The sequence below is a fragment of the Helicobacter sp. T3_23-1056 genome, from assembly GCF_053654535.1.
Genome location: NZ_JBSIUU010000006.1, coordinates 16921 through 34428, shown reverse-complemented (window position 1 = coordinate 34428; position 17508 = coordinate 16921). Strand labels below are relative to the sequence as shown.

The 17508-nt window shown below is 39.8% G+C and carries 13 protein-coding genes and 2 pseudogenes; 10 read left to right on the top strand and 5 right to left on the bottom strand.

Going from position 1 to position 17508, the window contains the following annotated elements; all coding sequences use genetic code 11:
- Positions 1-32: 32 nt before the first annotated feature.
- The 3 genes from ACWIUO_RS04295 to ACWIUO_RS04285 are packed head-to-tail and all read left to right on the top strand — an operon-like array spanning position 33 to position 2471.
- Positions 33-950 (top strand): DMT family transporter, encoded by a 918-nt coding sequence (locus tag ACWIUO_RS04295; RefSeq protein WP_454176690.1) that lies wholly within the window; start codon positions 33-35, stop codon positions 948-950.
- Between the two features lie 55 nt (positions 951-1005).
- Positions 1006-1920, top strand: coding sequence for a DMT family transporter (locus ACWIUO_RS04290; protein WP_454176689.1), 915 nt, complete (start codon positions 1006-1008; stop codon positions 1918-1920).
- 59 nt (positions 1921-1979) lie between these two features.
- Positions 1980-2471, top strand: coding sequence for a DMT family transporter (locus ACWIUO_RS04285; RefSeq protein ID WP_454176688.1), 492 nt, complete (start codon positions 1980-1982; stop codon positions 2469-2471).
- Positions 2472-2644: 173 nt separating this feature from the next.
- Here the strand turns inward: ACWIUO_RS04285 and ACWIUO_RS04280 are convergent, their stop codons facing one another.
- Entirely contained in the window at positions 2645-3802 is a 1158-nt protein-coding gene (locus ACWIUO_RS04280; protein ID WP_454176687.1) for a cytochrome-c peroxidase, read from the bottom strand.
- A 341-nt stretch (positions 3803-4143) separates the two neighbouring features.
- Between ACWIUO_RS04280 and dnaE (ACWIUO_RS04275) the strand changes: the two are divergent.
- From dnaE (ACWIUO_RS04275) to ACWIUO_RS04265, 3 genes and pseudogenes are all read left to right on the top strand, one after another.
- Positions 4144-5895: pseudogene (gene dnaE / locus ACWIUO_RS04275) on the top strand (DNA polymerase III subunit alpha); the annotation flags it as partial.
- Between the two features lie 42 nt (positions 5896-5937).
- Positions 5938-7677 (top strand): annotated as a pseudogene (gene dnaE / locus ACWIUO_RS04270) (DNA polymerase III subunit alpha); the annotation flags it as partial.
- Positions 7678-8468: 791 nt separating this feature from the next.
- Positions 8469-8747, top strand: coding sequence for a hypothetical protein (locus ACWIUO_RS04265; protein ID WP_454176686.1), 279 nt, complete (start codon positions 8469-8471; stop codon positions 8745-8747).
- Positions 8748-8981: 234 nt separating this feature from the next.
- On the opposite strand, the gene ACWIUO_RS04260 is transcribed toward ACWIUO_RS04265, so the two are convergent.
- Together ACWIUO_RS04260 and ACWIUO_RS04255 are read right to left on the bottom strand one after the other, a co-directional pair.
- Entirely contained in the window at positions 8982-11657 is a 2676-nt protein-coding gene (locus ACWIUO_RS04260) for a tetratricopeptide repeat protein (RefSeq protein WP_454176685.1), read from the bottom strand.
- A 127-nt stretch (positions 11658-11784) separates the two neighbouring features.
- On the bottom strand, positions 11785-12009 hold the full coding sequence (locus ACWIUO_RS04255) for a YdcH family protein (RefSeq protein ID WP_454176684.1): 225 nt from the start codon (positions 12007-12009) through the stop codon (positions 11785-11787).
- A gap of 253 nt (positions 12010-12262) precedes the next feature.
- Here ACWIUO_RS04255 and ACWIUO_RS04250 point away from each other — a divergent pair, with 253 nt between their 5' ends.
- On the top strand, positions 12263-12526 hold the full coding sequence (locus ACWIUO_RS04250; RefSeq protein ID WP_454176683.1) for a hypothetical protein: 264 nt from the start codon (positions 12263-12265) through the stop codon (positions 12524-12526).
- Between the two features lie 113 nt (positions 12527-12639).
- On the top strand, positions 12640-13206 hold the full coding sequence (locus ACWIUO_RS04245) for a restriction endonuclease subunit S (protein WP_454176682.1): 567 nt from the start codon (positions 12640-12642) through the stop codon (positions 13204-13206).
- 132 nt (positions 13207-13338) lie between these two features.
- On the opposite strand, the gene ACWIUO_RS04240 is transcribed toward ACWIUO_RS04245, so the two are convergent.
- Positions 13339-13878 (bottom strand): ATPase, encoded by a 540-nt coding sequence (locus ACWIUO_RS04240; protein WP_454176681.1) that lies wholly within the window; start codon positions 13876-13878, stop codon positions 13339-13341.
- Between the two features lie 169 nt (positions 13879-14047).
- Entirely contained in the window at positions 14048-14485 is a 438-nt protein-coding gene (locus tag ACWIUO_RS04235; RefSeq protein WP_454176680.1) for a GatB/YqeY domain-containing protein, read from the bottom strand.
- A 520-nt stretch (positions 14486-15005) separates the two neighbouring features.
- On the opposite strand from ACWIUO_RS04235, the gene ACWIUO_RS04230 reads away from it, so the two are divergent.
- Complete coding sequence (locus ACWIUO_RS04230) at positions 15006-16457, top strand: LLM class flavin-dependent oxidoreductase (protein WP_454176679.1); 1452 nt, start codon at positions 15006-15008, stop codon at positions 16455-16457.
- Positions 16447-17484, top strand: coding sequence for an ATP-grasp domain-containing protein (locus tag ACWIUO_RS04225; RefSeq protein ID WP_454176678.1), 1038 nt, complete (start codon positions 16447-16449; stop codon positions 17482-17484). The genes ACWIUO_RS04230 and ACWIUO_RS04225 overlap by 11 nt, the downstream gene beginning before the upstream one ends.
- Positions 17485-17508: the final 24 nt, after the last annotated feature.

Here is a 17508-nt window from a genome sequence, read left to right as displayed (position 1 = left end):
CACGCATTACAAACAGGACTTATGGGACATTTATGTTAAAAATCGTAAAGCATAATCTAAGTGTATATTTTATGGTGCTTGCAAGTTTGGATTTTGCGCTTGTGGGGGCGTGTGCGAAAATTTTAAGTAGCGAGGGATTGCCTAGCATAGAAGTGGTATTTTTTAGAAACTTAATCGCTGCTATTTATCTTTACTATCTTTTTACAAAATCCACGCTCAAATCAAAAGAGGGTGGGCATTTTGGGCTTTTGGTATTTCGCGGAGTGGCAGGCGTGCTATCGCTTTATTTATTGTTTTACAATATCGAGCATATCACGCTAGGCGGGGCGTATTCTTTCCAAAAAACTGCGCCTATTTTTACGACACTGATTGCGTTTTTGATTTTTAAAGAAAGCATAGGATTTAGAGGCTGGATAGCCGTGCTAGTAGGATTTTGTAGCGTGTTGCTTATTTCGCAACCTTTTGCAAGTGAGGAATTTCACACAGGATTTGAGGCAAAAAATTGTCTTTTAGGCTTGCTATGTGGATTTTTATCGGCATTATCTGTGGTGAGTGCGCGCAAACTTAGGCATTTTTATACTACGGAGAAAATCGCGCTATCATTTATGCTAGTTGGCACGATTGTGCCATTAGCTTCGATGGTAGTTGGCGAGTTTTACGCGCCAAATGAGCTAGATTTTATCATCTGTGAGTTTAGCCTGCCAAATCTAAAATCTATCATTTTTATCATCATTATGGGGATTTTGGGTGCATTGTATCAAATCCATTTGACAAAATCCTATGGCATAGCCAAAAAGGCTGGAATCGTAGCAGGCGTTAGCTATCTTGATGTAGTGTTTTCGCTTATTTTAGGACTATTTTTGGGAGATAGTTTCCCTAGTGTTATGGTGCTTATGGGGATTTTAGGCATTATTGGTAGTGGGATTATATTGGTGCTTAGCAAAATCTAATGATTTTCTTTTATAAAGTAAAATGTGAAAATTTTATGAACACATAAGGCTAGCTATGTTAAAAGTCATCAAACACAATCTTGGCGTATATTTTATGGTGCTTGCAAGTTTAGATTTTGCGCTTGTGGGGGCGTGTGCGAAAATTTTAAGTAGCGAGGGATTGCCTAGCATTGAAGTGATGTTTTTTCGCAATATCATAGGCGTAGCCTTTATGCTATACTTGCTTAGCAAAGTCAAAATCCACAAAGAAGGCGGACATTTTTGGCTATTATTTTTTCGCGGGCTTACGGGGGCTATTTCACTATATTTGTTTTTTTACAATATTTCTAGCATATCGCTTAGCGGGGCATTTGCATTTCAAAAAACCTCCCCTATTTTTATCACACTTATCGCGCTTTTTGTATTTGGTGAGAGGGTAGGGCTAAAGGGCTGGATAGGCATTTTTGTGGCTTTTGGTGGAGTATTGCTTGTCTCACAGCCTTGGGCAAACCCTGATATGCACACTGGTTTTGATTTAAAAAATTCTATTATAGGCGTTATAAGCGGATTGTTTGCGGCGTTGGCATTAGTGAGTGTGAGGAAATTGCGCAAATTTTATCCTACGGAATATGTGGCGTTTTCGTTTATTTTTTTGGGAGCGTTATTGCCGTTTATATCAATGATAGTAGCAGAATTTTACGCGCCAAAAGAGCTAGATTTTATGCTTGCGCCATTTGTGATGCCTAGCCTAAAGGCGTGGATTTTTATCATCATTATGGGAGCTGTGGGGACAATCTATCAAATCCACACGACAAAATCCTATGGTGTCGCAAAAAAAGCTGGAATCGTAGCAGGCGTTAGCTATCTTGATGTGGTGTTTTCATTTGTTTTGGGGTTATTTTTGGGGGATAGTTTTCCTAGTGTTATGGTGTTTGTAGGGATTTTAGGCATTATACTAGGTGGGCTTATCCTTGTTTATCGCAAAGACTAATATTTTATGCAAGATTTTGCAAAATAGATTTTGCTAATATCTAAAAACGGAGCAACGCTATGTATTATCTAATCGCTTTATGTATGGGCGTGGCTATCGCTACGCAAGCCCCGATAAATGCAGCTCTTGCGCGCTATTTGCACGGCACTTCTTTTGTCTCGCTTCAGCTTGGCTCTCTTTTGTCTGCGTTGATTTCGTTTGGGATTGGCACGATTTGTCTAGGATTGGTGGCGTATTTTAGTGGTGCTTTAAATGCAGAAGTCATAAAATCCATTCCACAGCAGATGTTCTCTCATCAGTGGTGGAAGTTTTTGGGCGGTGTGCTGGGCGCGTTTTTTGTGTTTGGCACGATTTTGCTAGCTCCTAAAATCGGGCTATTAAATATGTTTTTACTAGCCCTTGTAGGACAGCTTATCACAAGTTTGGTGCTTGATTATTTTGGTGCATTTGGACTAGGGGTCAAACCCATCTCGTGGCAAAAGATACTAGGGCTAGGCATAGTTTTAGCTGGGCTTTTGGTGTTTTTTTCAAAAGAATTGCAAAAAAATTAAAATCTTTTAGATTTTGTTTTTTTAAGATTTTGCTTTTGTAATTCATAATTTTGCACCCCCCACATTTGCTTGTATGCTTTTTGTTTGCGTGTCAAGTGTTTGGCAAGTATTTTTGCAAATGTTTTGTAAAAATATTTGCAAAAATCCCCCTCGCTATTTTCTTATCTAAAATCCTAATAATCTGGCTTTGGAGTTTTTAGCGTGCTAGGTGGCAATATGGGCTGAATGATATTAGGATATTTTCCATTTAGCGATTCAAAAAACTTCTCTATTTTCCTTGCCTCATCATCATCGATGATTTTGCCTAGCTGGATTTCGCCCATCGTCTTTATAGCATCTTTGATTTCCCAATATTGCCCATTGTGATAATACGGCGCAGTATGCAGGATATTTCTCAAAGTGGGGACTTTGACTTCGCCATCTTTGTTGCCTCGAAATCCACCTATGTGAGCAAACTCATAAGGCTTTTTGACTTGAAAAGGCTGCATAGAGCCACCTAGATTTATGCCTTTGTGGCAGGTGGTGCAGCCTTTTTCGATAAAAAGACTTAAGCCTTCTTGCTCTTGCAGGCTTAGTGCTTTGACATTCCCGCGCAAAAAATCATCATACCTGCTAGGCGTATTTAGCGTCATTTCAAATAGCGCAATCGTATCAGCGATTAGCTTAAAATCTATGACGACATTATTGCCATACGCAGCTTGAAATTCTTTGACATAAGCGGGGATAGATTGTATCGTGGCGATGATGTCTCTCTCTGTATTTGCCATTTCTACGGGATTTTTTAGCGGTTGCTGGGCTTGGTGGGCTAAATCTTTGACTCTTCCGTCCCAAAAATGCACGCGATTAAATAGGGTATTAAACACAGAGGGGGAGTTTAGGTGCTGTGGGTTTGACTGCCATTTATGCCCGATAGCAGCGGGCAAAACCTCTGCCCCGCCTAGCCCTAGATTGTGGCAACTAGCACAAGAAATATTGCCCGAGCGAGATAATCTTGGCTCAAAAAATAGCTTTTTGCCTAGCTCTACTTGCGTGGGCGTCATTTTTGGCGAATAGTTTTTGATGATGCCTTGTTTTTCGATATTTAGTCGCTGATAGTCTTCTAAATCTTTGCCTTGAGGCATAGGGATTAGCCCCGCATCTTTTGCCTCTTCGATAAGCTCTCTAGGGGTTTGTGCTTGAAGTGCAAATCCTCCAAACCATACACAAAAAACCGCCACAAAAGATTTTGCAAAAAATCGTGCAAATGCTTTTGGCACAAATGCTTTTGCAAAAGTATCTGCGTGCAAAAAACAAGCATTAAAAAAAGTTAGCAAAAGAGTGTAAAAGCGCATTTTAGCTCCTTTTTGGGTTTGATTTGAAGTGGATTTGCAAGCAAAAAAAATCAGCGATGAAAATCTAAAATCTATCAATTATCAATTTTAGCTAAATTATGATAAAAAAGATTTAATTCACATTTATCTAGTATTAAAAATCTAAAAAAATTTAGCAAAAAATACGCAAAAATTACGATACTTTATTTGTGATTTTGTAGCATAAATTTGCCAAAATGTCTTATAAATAACCATAGAAAATTTGCGCTAAATTATCGCGCTAAATCGCCTTAAATTTATGCAAATTTTTAAAAAAAGCCTCTTAAAACGCATAAAATCTACTTAAGACAGAAGGATTATCTATGAGCTACACTCACTTACATTTACACACCGAATACTCCCTACTAGATGGTGCAAATAAGCTAGAAGTCCTAGCCAAACGACTAAAAGAGCTAGGTATGACTTCTGTGGCGATGACTGACCACGGAAATATGTTTGGCGCGATTGATTTTTATACAAAAATGAAAAAATACGGCATAAATCCCATAATCGGTATGGAAGCCTACTTGCACAACAACGAAAATATAGGCGATAAAGCCACGCCACAGAGATTTCATCTATGCCTTTATGCCAAAAACGAAGTAGGCTACAAAAATCTAATGTATCTTAGCTCACAAGCCTTTATCAATGGATTTTACTTCTATCCTAGAATCAACAAAAAGATTTTGCGTGAGCGAAGCGAGGGGCTTATATGCTCAAGTGCGTGTTTGGCTGGGGAAGTGGATTGGAATCTAAATCTAACCGAAAAAAATCTAACCAGAGGTGCGGGAGGCTATGAAGCTGCCAAAGCTGCTGCGCTAGAATATAAAGACATTTTTGGGGAGGATTTTTACCTAGAAATAATGCGACACGGAATCTTAGAGCAAGAAAATATCGACACGCAGATTTTGCAAATCGCAAAAGAATGCGACATAAAAATCATCGCTACAAATGACGCGCACTATGCTACAAAAGATGATGCGGATTTCCAAGAAATCATAATGTGTCTAGGAATGGGCACGACTATGAGCCAAAAGCGACTGCGACATTCTGTCAAAGAATTTTATGTAAAATCTACGGAGGAAATGGAGCGACTTTTTGCAGACATACCCGAAGCCATAGCAAATACCCAAGAAATCGCGGATAAATGCAAGGATTTTAAAATCGATTTAAAAGATGATAAAACCAACCCTCCCACGCCACCTAGTTTTAAATTTACCAAAGAATATGCCAAAAAAGAGGGGCTAGATATTGATAATGACGAAGAATATTTTAAATACAAAACTCACAAAGGCTTAGAAGAGCGGCTAGCAAATATCCCACCAGAAAAACACCAAATCTACAAAGATAGGCTAGAGTATGAAATCAGCATCATTTGTTCGATGAAATTCCCCGGATATATGCTTATCGTGTGGGATTTTATCAAATACGCCAAAGAGCAGGGGATACCTGTAGGACCGGGCAGAGGGAGTGCAGCAGGTAGCCTAGTGGCGTTTTGTCTACATATCACCGATATTGACCCGATAAAATACAATCTGCTTTTTGAGCGGTTTTTAAATCCCGAGCGGGTTAGTATGCCTGATATTGATACGGATTTTTGTCAGCGCAGACGCCAAGAAGTCATCAAATATATGGTGGATAAATACGGCAAATACAATGTAGCCCAAGTTATCACATTTAATAAAATGCTAGCAAAAGGCGTGATACGCGATGTCGCACGCGTGCTAGATATGCCCTACAAAGAAGCAGATGAGTTTGCAAAACTAATCCCCGATGAGCTAGGAATCACCCTAAAGGGCTATGAAAAAAATGGCGAGTTTAAAAAAGGTGCGTGGGAGCTAGAGCCAAAAATACAAGCATTGGTAGAATCAAATCCCCTTGCCAAAAAAGTATGGGAAAATTCCTTAAAGGTTGAGGGTTTTAATCGCAATGCAGGCAGGCACGCAGCGGCTATCGTGGTGGATAGCGAGCAAGAATTGTGGAATAAGATTCCGCTTTTTACCCTGCTAGATTCGCGAAATAAGAAAAAAAAGAAAAAATCTAAAAACGCTAGCGCAAATGAGGAATCTAGCGCAGAATCTAGCAATGCTAATAACGCAGAATCTAGCGCGCAAAATATGCTAGATTCTAATGCTACAAATATGGATTTTGCCAAAGAGCAAAATGTAGAGCAAACTTCGCAAGAATCAACGCAATCAGCACCGCAGGAAAATGAGCGCGTGATTGTTACGCAGTATTCGATGAAGTATTTAGAGCCTGTGGATTTGGTGAAATTTGACTTTTTGGGGCTAAAAAACTTAACGCAGATTGATGATACGCTAAAGCTAATCAAAGAGCGATATGGCACGGTGATAGATTTTACCCAAGTAGATGTAAATGATGCAAAAGTCTATGATCTTATCCAAAGTGGCGATACGCTAGGGGTTTTTCAAATAGAATCTGGTATGTTTCAAGGGCTATCTCGCAGGCTAAAACCTAGCAATTTTGAAGATATTGTCGCTATCATCGCGCTAGGGCGACCCGGACCTATGGAATCAGGTATGGTAGATGATTTTATCAACCGCAAGCACGGAATAAGCAAAGTAACTTATATGTTTGATGAGCTAAAGCCGATTTTGGAGGCGACTTATGGGACGATAGTCTATCAAGAGCAAGTGATGCAAATCGTGCAAAAAATCGGTGGATTTTCGCTTGGCGAGGCGGACTTAATCCGCCGTGCTATGGGGAAAAAAGATGAGCAAATAATGGCGGATAATAAAGATAAATTTGTCAAAGGTGCGATAAAAAATGGACACGATGGGGCAAAAGCAAGTGAATTATGGGAGCTAATCGTAAAATTTGCAGGCTATGGGTTTAACAAATCTCACTCCGCAGCCTATGCGATGCTAACCTTTCAAACCGCGTATTTAAAGACTTATTACAAGCACGAGTTTATGGCTGCCCAGCTTACAGTAGAATCTGATAAAATCACAAAAGTAGCAAAATATATCCAAGAAACGCGCAATATGAGTTTAGAAGTCTTGCCCCCCCATGTAAATCTCTCCGTAGAGTTTTTTGGCGTGGCTGATGTGGCAGAATCTAGTGAGCTAGAATCTAGCACGATAAATTCTAACAAAGCCGAATCTAACCAAAAAGATTCCCAACAAATAGAATCTAGCCCAAAATCAAACCAAACAGATTCTAGCACGGCACAATCTAGCACCAAAAAAATCGTATTTGGACTTGGCGCGATAAAGGGCGTGGGCAAAGATGTCATAAGCGATATTATTGAGACACGCAAAATCGGGGGCAAGTTTAAAAACTTGCAAGATTTTGTGCAAAGGGTGGATTTCACAAGGCTAAATAAACGCTCTTTAGAGCCACTTATCAAATCAGGCAGCTTGGATAATCTAGGGTTTAGCCGAGCGTGTATGATGAAGCATATTGACACGATTTGTGAAATCGGACGCAACAAACAAAAGCTAGAAGAAACCATCGGGGATTCTCTTTTTCGGGGCTCAAAAGAGGAACTATCCGAAGTCATATTTGATTTTAGGGATATAAAAGAGTTTGACACAAAAACAATGCTTGAATACGAATATGAGAGCTTAGGAATCTATATCACAGGACACCCCCTAGATGAATACGCCAAAGAAATCAAATCCATAAAAAGCGTGGTGGGAATCGACAAAATCGAGGAACTAAAAGTCGGCTCAAATGTCCTGCTTATCGTAAAAGTGATGAGTGTGGCAAAAAAAGTGGGCAAAAAAAGTGGCAAGGTTTATGGGAGCTTGAAAGTGATTGATTTGCACGGCGAGCTAGAAATCACTATCTTTGAGCAAACGCTTCTAAAACTAGATATGATGGATTTAGATAAACCTGTGGTGCTAAAAGGCAGAATCGATGAGCGTGAGGAAGAAAATGAAGTGCGCGTATTTGATATATTGCCATTTGAGGAAGCAAAAAAACAGCGCGTGCGCATAGAATACAAAGCGAAAAATATGGATAACTATGAACATCAAGATGTGATTCCAGCGGGTATCAAAGAAGTGGGATTTGGGCATGGTTGCCCGCTAGGACTTGTGCTAAATACGCGCATACAGCCAAAGCAACTAGAAAAAATCTCTAGCCTAGCAAAATCAAACGCAGGAGCGCGAGAGCTACATATCATCATCAAAGAGGAAGGGCGTCAATATGTGTTTAAAAGTCATTTTTTGGTAAGCGATAGTATCAAAGATGAGGTTTTGGCTGTGGAGGAGCTAGATGGATTGGCGTGGCTTGATTTGGCATAGGATTTACTTATGGCGTTAGGTTGATAAATTTTAATTTGCATAATTTGATTTGGCAAAATCTATTTTTTTTAAAAATGCAATTTTTGCAAAAAACTAACTTGCCAAAATCTATTTTTCAAAATGAATTTTCAAAGTAGAATTTGATAGGGTGGGAATTTGGGGTTTTTTTAAAAACAACATATTACAAAAGCAAAAAAGATTTTGGCTTTTGTGTTTTGTTTATGTGGAATGCCTCTTGCTTTTTAGAGATATAAAAAAGCGCAAATAGCATTTTGCAAAAAAATTATTTGCAAAATGTTTTATTTGTAAAAAGTCTTAAAAAGTCGTTGTAAAAAGTGGATTTAACGACATATAAAAAGCAAATTAAAGGAGTTTTTATGTTTGTGATTGTGGCTTTGTATGCGTTGCCAATCGTGGTAATGGGCTATATGCTGTATAAAGAGGTAGAGAGACATCGCTACGCTGTGCGAAAGCAAATCAAAGATATGCACTTCAAAAAAAGTCTGCATTCATTAAGCGTCTTGCAAAATCCACATAGCTCAATAAATAGCATAAAAAATATGGATAGTTTGCATAGTTTGGAGGAATTAGAGAGTTTGACTTTGCAAAATATGCAGAATGTAGATTCTAAAAGCCCTGCTCCCAAAAGTGCGTAATAAAAAAAGTGCTTAGTGAAAAAATGCGTAATATAAAAAAGTGTTTAATGAAAAAGCGCGTAGTGAAAACGCGCAATAAAAATGTGTAGCGCAAAACGCTTGTGAAGCGATTTTATCCGCGCTAAAATTGCGCAGTTTGATTTGCTAGCGTTATATTTGCTAGCGCGATTTTGCAATATTTTTGAAATTTAGAATCTACAAAGATTTTATTATTTTTGCAGGCTTTGCAAGGATTTAGATTTTGCTTCTTTTTGCAAAATCTAGCAAATACGATTCTAATGCCTTGCATACTTGCGACCAGTCGCCATTTATCCCTTGAGCTAGCACTTCCCCGCCACATAGCCCGCCAAAGTTTGCTTTGCTATCTTGCGCTTCTTTTTGCAAAGCGATATTTTTGCCTATCTCTTCCCACCGCCAATCATATCTTTTGTGCGCTATGACTAAGCAAGGCACGCCTAGCGCGATAGCTAGATGCGCGGGCGCAGAATCAATGCTTACCATTATATCAAGCCCGCTCATCACTTTTGCCGTGTCTAAAAAACTATGCAAATCATAAAATCTTATGTTGTCATCATTGTTGTTGTTGGCATTAGATTTTGTGCTAGATTGTGGTTTTTGGCTATTGTTGGTGATTTTGGCGATATTTTCTTGTGCGTGGATTTGGAGTAGGGATTCTGGTTGGAGGCAATGCAATTCTATTTTTGTGTTTTTTGTGAAATGTTGTTGCAAATTATGCTGCGTGTTATCGCTTAGCAAGGACTGCACGCGCAAAAGGGCGGGCAATATAAAATCTAGCGGGATAGATTTGTCTTTGGCATTTGAAGAGCCTGAAGTAGAGGCAAAGAAAAAACCGATTTTAAACACTTTATTTGCGCTATTTGCGATATTTTTGCTATTTGTGCCATTCGCACTTTTTGTCAAATGCGTGAAGCTAGAATCCTCTGTTTTTTTAGTTGTGCTATTTGGCAGATATTCCCTCACAAAATCGTTATTTGCAAAACCCCCCTTTGCAACCCCTCTAGATTTATCCCCTAGATAGCCTGCTAGATAGTTTTCATTTTGACTAAAATCTTTCAAAGATTTTACCCCCAAAATATATGCCAAACTCATCGCGCTCACGCAATAATCAAACCCGCCAAAATCCCTCTCTACGACATTATATCGCAGGCTAAAAAGCCCTTTTAGCTCATCTCGCACGCATAGATACACCTCGCTTCCACACGCACACTTCAAAGCATCAATAAACCTCCCAAACATTATCATATCGCCTAGCCCCTGCTCCCCAAAAATCAGCACTTTTTTGCCTTTTAGCATTGTTTGGATTTCATCTGGGCTAGCACTTAGGCTATGCAAATATTTGCTTGACGCAAAAAAATCCGCATTAAACACATCAGCTTTTTCTAACGCCAATCGTTCCTCATACAGCTTAAATCCAAGTGAAAAATTTTGCAAACTAAGTGCCAAATGCGCATAATTTATCGCACAAAGTGGATTTGCATCTAGGCAATACGCACAGCCATAAAGATAAAATGAAAGCATATTAAATCCCGCGTATCGTGCGGTGTTTGCGTAGTTGAAATAAAATTGTGAAATATGCTTTTGTGGCGTGCTAGATTCTTGTATGTGGCTTTTGTAGGTGGCGATTTTTTCTAGCGTGGCTTCATCAAACTGCTGAATAGAGCTAATATGTTGTTGCGTGCGTTTTTTGGGCATATTTGGCAAAATATTGCTACGAAAATACGAATCTAGCGCGTCTTTGTCAAACTCTTTTCCCTCCATACTTAGTGGCAAAAATCCACACTCTTTGGCAAAGCCAGATTCTAACTCCGCATAGATTTTACACGCCTTTTTGCCCTCATCGATTTGATTGTATAAAAATGCTAGATTTAGCTTGGCATTTAGCGTGCCACACACTTGATATAGCGCGATAGCTTCGCTGTATTCGCCATCTTTGGCGTGCAAATTTGCTAGATTGTAGATGGCGTCTTTATCATTTGGGTTTAGCTCTATGGCGGCTTTGTAGGCTTGCTTTGCTTGGGTTAGCAAGAGGGTAGATTTTGGGTTTGGCTTTATCTGTGGTTCGTAGGGGTTTATGAAATATTGTGGATTTGTAAGCGTCTCTAGTGAGATGGATTCACTCATATCATTTGTAGGGTTATTTTCTTGTTTGTCGTTTGGTATTGCTAGATTTTGCGCGCTTTTGCGGTTTTGGGAAGTGGTTAGATTTTGCAAATTTTTCATTGTTGGGGAGTTGCTTGCTTGTATTAGATTTTGTGCGTTTAGGCTCTCTGCTTGCGTGGTTAGCGCACGCGCAAGGTTATAATACACATCGCCATTTTGGCAAGGCACAAACGCGCTCAAAATCTCAATCGCAGCTAGCGCGTTGCCATTTTGTCGCAAAATCTCGGCTAGATTAAACGCGATTTTTTCATCATTTGGGGCTAGGGTTAGGGCGATTTGGAGGGATTCTATGGCGCGCGGGATATTTGCTAGATAATAAAGGCTCATACCGCAGACAAACCACACTTGTGGCGCGCTAGGATTTTCGCTCAAAAACGCCGTGCAAAGCGCAATCGTGCGGTTATAATCCGTAGCTTCAAACGCGCTTATAATCTCGCTTGGGATAGTATTTTGCAGTTTTTGCAGTTCTTGCATTTTTTGCAATGTGGCAGAATCTATTTTTTTGCTACTTGTGTCGTTTGTGGCAGTGTGATTTGTAGGGGTTGATTTTGTGGTAGATTTTTTGTTGGTGGATTTTGCTTTTTTTGGTTTGGCTAGGTTGGTAGCAATGTCTTTGGCAGGATTGGTAGGTGGTTTATTTTTGGAGGTTTTTTTGGTGGAATTTTTTTGTAAAGAATGTGGGCTATGTGGAGATGGGCTATGAGTGGGAATGGCTAGATTTTCTTTCATCTGCGCTTCTTGCGTTGGTGGCTTTCATATTTTGTTGTTATTTGGGTTATTATTTAGATTGGTTAGTTGGGGTTATTTATGGGGTTTTTGCGCTACTCTAGCGTGGCTAAACCCCATTTATGTGTCGCTATTTTTGTGTCTTTCGATATTCTAAAATCATCGCATAGACTTCATCTTTTAGTCGAAGTTTTTGCTTTTTTAGCGTATCGATTTGCGTATTTGATAGCGGCTCTAAGCCATTTTCGGCATTTTGGATTTTTTGGTCTAAGTCATTATGCTCATCAAAAATCTTTTCAAAATGCGCATCGGTGGTTTTTAGCTTGCTGATTTCTTCGCGGTATTCGTGGAACATTTGGACTCCTTTTGTGTTTGGCTTTTTCTTGGGTTTTTGCCTTTTTTGGTTGGCTACTTTTGATATTTTTTGCAAAATCTTACAAAAGCACTAAGAGAAGCATTTTACAAAAATTTTGTTAAGTTTGTCCTTAGATTCTGCTATCTCTTTGCAAAACTCACAATAAAAGCGCAAAATCGTGTAAAATCCTCCATAAAATTGCCTTTAATGCTTTTTTAAGCATTAAAACGGCTTTAAGCGCACCGCACGGAGTTTGCAAGAAGTGGATAATCCCACCACGCGTTACAGCGATATTATCAAAATCTACAAGGCAGGGAAAAATGCCAAAGTGGATAGCACGCTGTGGAATCTAGATGAAATCTATATCGAGGATTTTATAAGCGACAGCGGGGCGGATTGGAATTTCGACCAGCATAAAAAGGTGGATTCTAAACCCACTTTGCAGGATTTTAAAAAATGCGTGAGCGAGTATTTCGCGTGGGAAGTCGCAAATGTCTTAAAAAAGGATTGTCTTTAGCGTAGAGAAAATTACCCCACCAAAAAACCCCTCACGCAAAGGGAGGGGCTTATAATGATTCTCTTGCAGAAAGCGACTCTCAATCTCTCCCCCTCCCTTGCGGAGGGGGATTAATGGGGTGGGCAAATAATCTCGCGAATCTTGAATCAGAATTTATCGCACAAGGTGGCAAATGGGAGGAATTTAGACTTATTGATATGTTTAACTACAAGCGCGGAACGCGACTCGTAAAAAATGCGGTAAGCAAAGGCGACTTGCCTTTGCTTACCGCAGGTGAATTTAATCAAGGCGTAAAAGAATTTATCAGCAATCAAAATCAGCAAATTTTTAGCAATGCCATAACGATTGATATGTTTTGCAATTCTTTTGTGCATATTGAAAATTTTTGTTGCGATGATAATATTTTGGTTTTGAATCCAAAAGAACCGATGAATAAATATCATTTGCGATTCATAAGCACGATAATTAACAAGGACAAATCAAAATATGGCTATGGCAAACAATACAGAATGGGCAGTTTAGAAAATCATAAAATCCCGCTACCCACGATAGAGGGCAAAATCGCCTTTGATTTTATGGAAAAGTTCATTAGCGCGGTGCAAAAAGAAGTGATACAATCCGTAGTGCTATGGAGTGCAAAACGCATAGAAACCACCAAAGCGATTGTCAAAAACCGCTAATAATACACTAAATCTATAAAGATTTGGTATTGACAGCATAAGTCAAAAGTGCTATAATTCCCGCGCATTAAAGGCGGTGCTTTACCGCCACCATTAAAATCCACTCTTAATCTTCACAAAATCACATAAACTTCAACTAAAATATCCTCCCAATTCACTATCAAAAGCATTTATCATATCATCTAAAAACACCTCCATTTTGTCGCTATCTATCCCTACGCCGACTTTGACTTTACCAAAAATTTGGCAAGTAGAGAGCCTAGAAGTCCCATTTGCATTGCGCTTATAAAGATTTTCAAAGTGAAATGCGCGGTTTCTCATCGTGCGAAAAAGCGCGTAGGCAACGATGACTTTTTGATAATTACGCATTTTGTCCTTGCGATTAAAGCGTGAGTATTTTTTAAAATCAAGCGAGTTAAGATTGACAAGTGCGTTGTGGATTTTGCGCTCGTTTATTGTGTCGCACCAAAATCCTAGCGTTTGCTTTGCGATAAAATCATCATCATTTATTTGCAAAATTTGTGCGACTTTATTGCGCGTGATAATCTCTAAAAGCCCGATTTTCGCGCATAGATTTTGTATCAGCAAGAAATTATCTTTGTGTTGCGTAAGTGATTCATAGCTTTGCAAGCGTTTGTGCGAAAATAGCGCGATTTGCCTCTCTAAATCCATAATATGCCTTTATGTGCGCAAAGCCGTGAATCTAGCATAATTTAAAAAACGCGCAAAAAAACGCGTATTAGTCAAATCAAAAAGCCAAAACGCAACATTTACAATAGCTTAGTTTTATAGTTTTGCCCCCTGCGCCAAGCTTTGCACCAAGACACCAAAAGCATTTTTACTACCCCAAAAGCGTTTTTACCATTTGTGAGATTCTGCTTCCATTGGCGTTTAGCCCTTTTGCTACGCCCATCACTTTGCCCATATCTTTTGGGCTTGTAGCACCTACTTCTTTGATGATAGATTCTAGCTTTTGCTTTAGCTCATCATCGCTAAGCTCGGCAGGCAGGTAGCTAGTGATGATGTCTAGCTCTTTTTGTTCTTTGTCTAGCAAATCATTTCGTCCACCTTTTTTGTATGCTTCTATGGCGTCTTTGCGCTGTTTTGAGGCTTTTTGGAGGATTGCTATGATTTTGGTATCATCTAGCACTTCGCGTGTATCGACTTCTACGCGCTTTATGTCTGCGTTTAGCAGTCGTAGAGTGTCTCGCAAAAATGTATTGCCTGATTTCATCGCTTCTTTTAAATCATTATTTAGTCGCTCTTTTAGATTTTGCATTGTGATTCTCCGTTTGTGTTTTTTTAGGATTTTGTCCGCTTTTGCTTTGGCAAAATAAATTTTGCATTATATCAAAAGAAATGCCAAATAACGATGATTATAGATTTTGGCGTTTTTGGATTTTGCAAAATCTATATGCAAACCTCATCACATTTTTTATCATATTTTTAAGCAAAATCCAAGACGCAAAATCTATCAAACACATATTGTGTTTTTATGAAACATTTGGTAGAAAATTTGCAATTTTTTGCAAACACATATTGTGTTTTTACATTTTTTAAGATAGAATGCGATTCAAGGTTTTTGCAAATTTTTGCGTTTTTGTGCTAGATTTTATCGATTTTGGCGATAGATTTGCGAACAAGTAGTCAAAAAATAGCGACAAAATAGAGACAAAATCTAAACCCAAAAATACCAAAAACAAGACAAAAACCCCAAAATCTTAAAAAAGCCAAAATCCGTATTTGCAAAATCTGCATTTACAAACATACATTTTGGTAGATAAAACTAAGGAGCGACAATGAGTAAGGCTACAAAGCAGATTAGTTTCAATGCCTTTGAGATGAACTGCATAAGTCATCTAAGCCCGGGGCTTTGGCGGTATCCAAATGACCAAGCCCTGCGCTACAAAGATATAGAATATTGGCAAAATCTCGCACAAATCGCAGAAAAAGGGCTATTTGATGCGATTTTTATCGCTGATGTGATTGGCGTGTATGATTTGTATGGTGGCAATGATTTAGGTGCGCTAAGGACGGCTTTGCAAGTGCCTGTAAATGACCCTGTGCAGTTAGCCGCAGTGGGCGCAGCAGCGACTAAGCATATAGGATTTGGGATTACTGCTGGTGTGCCTTTTGAGCATCCATTTCCCTTTGCTAGGAGGCTTAGCACGCTAGACCACCTCACAAAAGGGCGCGTAGGCTGGAATATCGTAACGGGATATTTGCCAAGCGCAAATAAAAATATGGGTGAGAGCGAGCTACCGCACGATGAGCGATATGAGCTAGCTGATGAATATATGGAGGTGATTTATAAGCTATTAGAGGGGAGTTGGGAAGATGATGCGGTGATTTTAGATAGGGAGAGCGGTGCTTTTGCAAATCCTAACAAAATCCACCACATAGGGCATAAGGGCAAGTATTTTAATGTCCCCGGGATTCATATTTGCGAGCCTAGTATTCAGCGCACCCCTGTGCTATTTCAAGCGGGTAACTCTGTGCGTGGACGAAAATTTGCCGCTATGCACGCAGAGGCGATTTTTATCTCACCTCCGACAAAAGAATACGCAAAAGTCGCTGTAAAACAAGTGCGAGACGCGCTAGTGCAAGCAGGGAGAGACCCATATAGTGCCAAAATCTACCTTCTAGCCACCATCATCACGGACAAAACCCAAGAGCTAGCAGAGGCAAAATACAAAGACTTGCTAAAATACGCAAGCACAGAGGGGGCTTTGGTGCTAAATTCTGGTTGGCTAGGCGTGGATTTGAGCCGATATGAGCTAGATGACCCGCTAAGCAATATCAAATCAAACGCCATAGTCGCACAAGTCGAAGCCCTCACAAACTCCACCACAGATGAGGGCAAGACTTGGACTTTGCGAGATTTGATAAAACTATCAGGCATAGGCTCACAAGGACCAAAAATCATAGGTAGCCCACAAAAAGTCGCCGACATCGTGCAAGAATGTATCGAATATAGCGATGCAGACGGGTTTAACCTAGCCTATGCTACAACGCCCGGGACAATACAAGATGTGGTAGATTTTGTCGTGCCTGAACTCCAAAAAAGAGGCGCGTATAAAGAGCAATATGTCGAGGGAAGTCTGCGAAATAAACTATTTGGCAAAGGCGATAGGCTTGATTATTCACATATCGCTTCGCAATACCGCGTAGGTGGGGCAAAATCTAGCATAGATGACTACACAGGCACAGGCAGAGTAAAATCTAAAAAGGAGACAGATTATGTTATATAACAATTTGCAAAAAGGCATTTATATCTTGCACGAAAATCCCGAGTGGATTCCGCCTTTTGCGCTAGCGTTTGAGCGAGCGGGGGTGGAGTTTGGCGAGATTATCCTCACAAATGGCAGTATAGATATTGACAAAGAGCCACCTAAAGGGGTTTTTTGGAGTAGGATTTCTGCTTCAAGCCACACGCGAGATAATGCCTTTTCTAAAGAATACGGGCGAAGTATCCTCTCTTGGCTAGAATCCCATAATCGAGCGGTGATAAATGGCTCTAGCGTGCTAGAGCTAGAAGTAAGCAAAGTGCGACAATATCTAGCCCTATCTCAAGCAGGATTTCGCACGCCAAAAACCATCGCTGTTTTTGGCAAAGAGGATTTATTAGAGCAGGCAAAAAAACTTCAAACGCCATTTATCACTAAGCACAATCAAGGTGGCAAAGGGCTAGGCGTTCGGCGATTTGATAGTTTGCAGGATTTTAGCGAGTATGTAGAATCTAGCGAGTTTGAAACGCCTATTGATGGCGTTACGCTGTTGCAAGAATATGTCCGCTCTAAAGAGCTTTTTATCACTAGGGTAGAATTTATCGGTGGTAGATTTCACTATGCTGTGCGCGTGGATACAAGCGGAGGTGCGTTTAAGCTATGTCCAGCAGATGCCTGCGCGCTAGAAGATGCACAAAATGCAGAATCTAACAAAGAGATTTTGCCCCAAATCGCAGGGGCGGCGTGCGATATAAATAGCAATAGCGGTGGGGTTAGCAAATTTAGTCTGCGTGAGGATATAAATGAAAACACGCCTTTAGTCCAACAACTAGAGGGGTTTTTAAAATTACACAAAATCCAAGTCGCAGGCGTGGAGTTTATCGAAACGCAAAATGGCGAAATCGTAGTGTATGACATAAACACAAATACCAACTACAACAAAGTCGTAGAGGATTCTTTGCGCGCTCAAGGCAAGCAAGCCGCAAGCGATAGAATCGTGGAGTTTTTGCGAGAGCAATTAGACAAAACAAACGCTAAACAAACAGCGTAAATCAAACAAAAAAAAGGAGCAAAA